General features: G+C 56.8%; 6 protein-coding genes. 1 reads left to right on the forward strand and 5 read right to left on the reverse strand.

Annotated elements, in window-relative coordinates; all coding sequences use genetic code 11:
• Positions 1 to 400, forward strand: a 400-nt coding sequence (locus BMW87_RS34480) for an integrase core domain-containing protein (RefSeq protein ID WP_143062675.1), incomplete at its 5' end; no start/stop codon positions are given.
• A gap of 35 nt (positions 401 to 435) precedes the next feature.
• Here the strand turns inward: BMW87_RS34480 and BMW87_RS34485 are convergent.
• The 5 genes from BMW87_RS34485 to BMW87_RS34500 form a co-directional block, all read right to left on the reverse strand.
• Positions 436 to 942: a phosphatase domain-containing protein gene (locus BMW87_RS34485; RefSeq protein ID WP_093083076.1), complete on the reverse strand. Its 507-nt coding sequence runs from the start codon at positions 940 to 942 to the stop codon at positions 436 to 438.
• A gap of 582 nt (positions 943 to 1,524) precedes the next feature.
• Positions 1,525 to 1,926 carry a hypothetical protein gene (locus tag BMW87_RS34490; RefSeq protein ID WP_143062676.1) on the reverse strand — a complete coding sequence of 134 codons (402 nt, stop codon included), beginning with the start codon at positions 1,924 to 1,926 and terminating at the stop codon, positions 1,525 to 1,527.
• Between the two features lie 223 nt (positions 1,927 to 2,149).
• Positions 2,150 to 2,545: a hypothetical protein gene (locus BMW87_RS34495; protein WP_093083081.1), complete on the reverse strand. Its 396-nt coding sequence runs from the start codon at positions 2,543 to 2,545 to the stop codon at positions 2,150 to 2,152.
• Positions 2,546 to 2,624: 79 nt separating this feature from the next.
• Positions 2,625 to 2,798 (reverse strand): hypothetical protein, encoded by a 174-nt coding sequence (locus BMW87_RS35310; protein ID WP_177192928.1) that lies wholly within the window; start codon positions 2,796 to 2,798, stop codon positions 2,625 to 2,627.
• A 327-nt stretch (positions 2,799 to 3,125) separates the two neighbouring features.
• Entirely contained in the window at positions 3,126 to 3,416 is a 291-nt protein-coding gene (locus BMW87_RS34500) for a hypothetical protein (protein ID WP_093083083.1), read from the reverse strand.
• Positions 3,417 to 3,632: the final 216 nt, after the last annotated feature.

Below are 3,632 nucleotides of genomic sequence, written 5' to 3' on the forward strand. Positions count from 1 at the left end.
CGATGTGGCCGGGGCCATCCGCTCCAAGCGGGTGATCGAGGTGCTCTCGCGCTTGGTGAGCTTGCATGGTGCGCCGCTGTTCATGCGTTCGGACAACGGGCCGGAGTTTGTCAGCCAAGCCATCCTGGAGTGGATCTCAGGCTCGGGCATTGCCACCGTGCTCAACGATCCCGGCAAGCCTTGGCAGAACGGCACCGACGAGAGCTTCAACGGCAAGTTCCGCGACGAGTGTCTGTCCATCGAGTGGTTCCGTTCGCACCGCGAAGCCGCTGTCCTGATCGAAGCCTGGCGCAATCACTACAACGAGGTACGTCCCCACAGCAGCCTGCAATACTTGACCCCGGCAGAGTTCAAACAGGAACTCCGCCTAGAACCGCAACCCGCCATCTTCTGGGAATAACTGTCTCGACTAAACCGAGCATGTCAGTTACACGGCTAAAGCTCTTTGGGGTGTGCACGGACGTACCTCTCAACCCACTCGGCCTGCTCCGCAGTGTCAGGGACCGCCACGCCGCGAGAGCGGCTGAGCACGCGAAAAATGTCTTTGCCGGGCACGCCAAGCAAGTGAAGCAGGCAGCCAGCTACCAACCCGGTGCGGCCGATACCTGCGCGGCAATGAATGGCGACCGCCTTGCCTTGAAGGATCTCGGAGTGCAATTGATCGAGCAAGACGGACAGCTCGCGTGTTGATGTTGGCGTGCCGCGGTCAGCAATGGGGAAGGACCAGAACCCAATGCCACGTTCGGCACACAGGGAGGGTTCCGATTTGAGCTCCAGTTCGCGAACCTCGTGAGACTCGAGCAGAGAGACGACCCACTCGACTTTTGCACCGCGCCATGCCTCGACCTCTTCACGAAGCCATTCGCCACCACGTGGGCGCGGCATCAGGGCCAAGCGATGAGGATTGATGCCGCCGACCCAGCGAAGCGATGGCTCAAACATGAATGAACGCTCCAATGTGTTGTAGGGAACCGATCTGCCTCGCGAGCGTCAGCTACCAGCCGAATTTTGCCCGTTGTGGCGACCGACCGGTTTTGGCCGAAGTCCGCTGTGCCTAGCAATAACCACGAGCAATCTAAAACGGAGGGGAAATTGCCGAGTGACACCGCTGCTCGAGGTCGTCCGGCGGCTCGTGGCCGCTTGCTTTGGCCAGAGCATCAAGTAGAAGGGAGACCGCGATGCACTTGTCCTCAGGCGATAGGGGGCCCCTCGGAGAGTGGAGGCATACCGTGTTCTGCTTGGGATAAAAAGAAGTCCGCAAGCTGTCTCCTCTCACAAGAAGCACCTGGTGAACATCCTTGCTCCATGCGAGAGGAAGCTGTCGAATGACTGCCTCTGCTTCACGGCGGGCCAGACCGTGGTATGCGCCGTTTTGGATTACAACCTTCATGGAACTTCCCGTGACCCACCGCTTGCACCAATCGCCTTCTTATAGGGGTTCCCAGCGAAAGTCAGATTCTGGCCGACTTCTCTCCAACCTAACGAATGGCGGGTAATGGCCGCATCCTGCCTTTAGCTTACCGGCTACGAGACGGCGTGGTCGTCCTCAAACCAATTCAAATATGCCGCCGCGAAGTGATATGCGAGCTGGAACATGGCCTCGCTGTCTTTGCTGGAAACTTCCTCGGGAAAGAGGTTTATGACGATGAAAAGCGGTCGTTCATCGGAGGCTTGAGCCCGGACACTCTGCCACACGGGTGAACTAAGCGAATCCAGGAGCTGCTTGTTCTGCAGCTCAGCGCCTGAGCGAAGAATCGCGCAAGCATAGACAACATGGTCGCCAATGCTGAAGTTGCACTTTCCCGCTGCGCACTCCACGCTCCAGGAAACCAACGGACCGTCCAAGTGGGTGGCGACGATTGGTCCGCCGCCCAAGAGGGCTTCGCAGTATGCGAGCCATTTTTTCGACAGTGCATCTTCGTGCAAGGTCGAACTCTCCAGCAGTTCCCCATCGACCGCACAGTGCATGACTCTGAATGACTCCATCACCTTCCTCCAATGATCGCTTTCAGTTCGATTCTGTCGCAGCAGTGAATGGTTGCTCCTGGCCGACTGTAGCCGGTCGCGCCGCCATCGTGAACGCCCTCGTTGCTGCCACTCGCACGTCGCGAGAGCTGCCGTTCGAGTTTGCGGCCAACGCAATGGACCGTCATGGCTTGACGGCCTCTTCGCGCTTTTTATCAATTGCCGCCTTGGCCTCGGAGTCCAAGTAGTCGACCCAAATCTTTAGGGCGTTCTGGTCTCCTCGCCCCATGCCATTGGACTTTAGAAAGAGCTGTCCTTTGTACTCGAATGCCTGACGAGTAACGACGGCTGGGTGCGCCGGATGGCCCGGCTTCGTTACCAAGAAAACTCTCGTTTGCTTGTTGTCGATGAACTGAAGGACTTCCCCTCGGTCGATTTCCTCGAAACCCGTTTCGGTCCGGAACATCTTCACTACTTCTGCGTGTTCCCTCTCGTACTGCGCTTTTTTTTCGTCCGATGGCTGTGCCGTCGCGGAAACGCTTGCGACCAAGCACAAGACCAGTGCGGTTGCTCGATGCATACGACTCCTTCAATGTCAATGTTTCATGATGGCCAGCTTCGCTGGACGGCTTGGCACTTTGCCGCGGTTCGCACCTGAGTCAGTTCATCTTGGCTCGACGCGATGCGTGCCACGTGGCCCAGAGGTTGCCGAGCAGGTCCGTTGAAATTGCTGCCACAGTCAGCACGTGGGCCACAAAAAGGACGAGTCCGAAGCGCTGCTCGTCGATTGCAAACGGCTTTTCCAGAACCAAGGCGTATGTCCAACTGAGCATGGTGGGCAGCCAATGCAAGAAAACGAGGACCGCCAGCTGTATGAACGTACCCTTTATTGCTCCACGCCAGTCAGCGGGCGGGTATGTGATTGACCCACTTACGTCCTTGGCAAAGCGCCGTCGCCCTGAACGAAGAGCGTACACGCACAGCAGCAATCCGATTACCGCACCAACTGAAGAGCCAAGGACCGATGGGGACATCTTGAAAGCGATTTTGGTAGGAACCCACGTGTAAAACGTTGGCCTCGCCGGGTCACCAATCTAGGGCGCGTTTTGCAAGTTTGGGCAAATGACTGGTCTTGGTCGATTGCTGGATTCGAATGGATCTCACGCCTGCAGCGTTGCACGGCGCCACAAGTCCTCAAACTCCTCGGGCGGCAGTTCGGTCAGGGCGGCGTCCCTTTCCAGATTTTCTATGCCGGCCTCTGGAAATTCGGGATGGCTTGTGAAGTCATACTGCTCATTGTTATGAGCGATAGAGGTTGCCCACCAAAGCTCATGGTCGAAGCTATTAATCATCCGAGTGATCATGCCGTCATTGACTTCGCAATAGAAAAGGCCAGGAGTCCCTTCGTGACTTTCGTTGTACGTTCGATAGTACTTTCTGATCGACTGCATGAATTCAAGTTGTGTTGAATGAAGGACCGGAAATGAATGTCCGGTTGTGGCCGAAGTTTGCCTGACGAAGCGACCGACTGGTTGTGGCCGATAGCGCCAGATGATTTACGCGCTCAGATTGAGTACCACATGTAGAGCGATCTCCCAGTGCTTTGCGCCGCTTGTGCCAATCGCTTAAGGTCTTGCAGAATCGGCACCAGCTCATCAGCTTCATGA

This window comes from Variovorax sp. OV084 (assembly GCF_900111625.1).
Classification (GTDB): Bacteria; Pseudomonadota; Gammaproteobacteria; order Burkholderiales; family Burkholderiaceae_C; genus Variovorax.

Bases quoted from the DNA above. Each gene is read 5' to 3' on its own strand.
- BMW87_RS34485 (WP_093083076.1), bottom strand. From the start codon at position 942: ATGTTTGAGCCATCGCTTCGCTGGGTCGGCGGCATCAATCCTCATCGC.
- BMW87_RS34495 (WP_093083081.1), bottom strand. From the start codon at position 2,545: ATGCATCGAGCAACCGCACTGGTCTTGTGCTTGGTCGCAAGCGTTTCC.
- BMW87_RS35310 (WP_177192928.1), bottom strand. From the start codon at position 2,798: ATGCTCAGTTGGACATACGCCTTGGTTCTGGAAAAGCCGTTTGCAATC.
- BMW87_RS34500 (WP_093083083.1), bottom strand. From the start codon at position 3,416: ATGCAGTCGATCAGAAAGTACTATCGAACGTACAACGAAAGTCACGAA.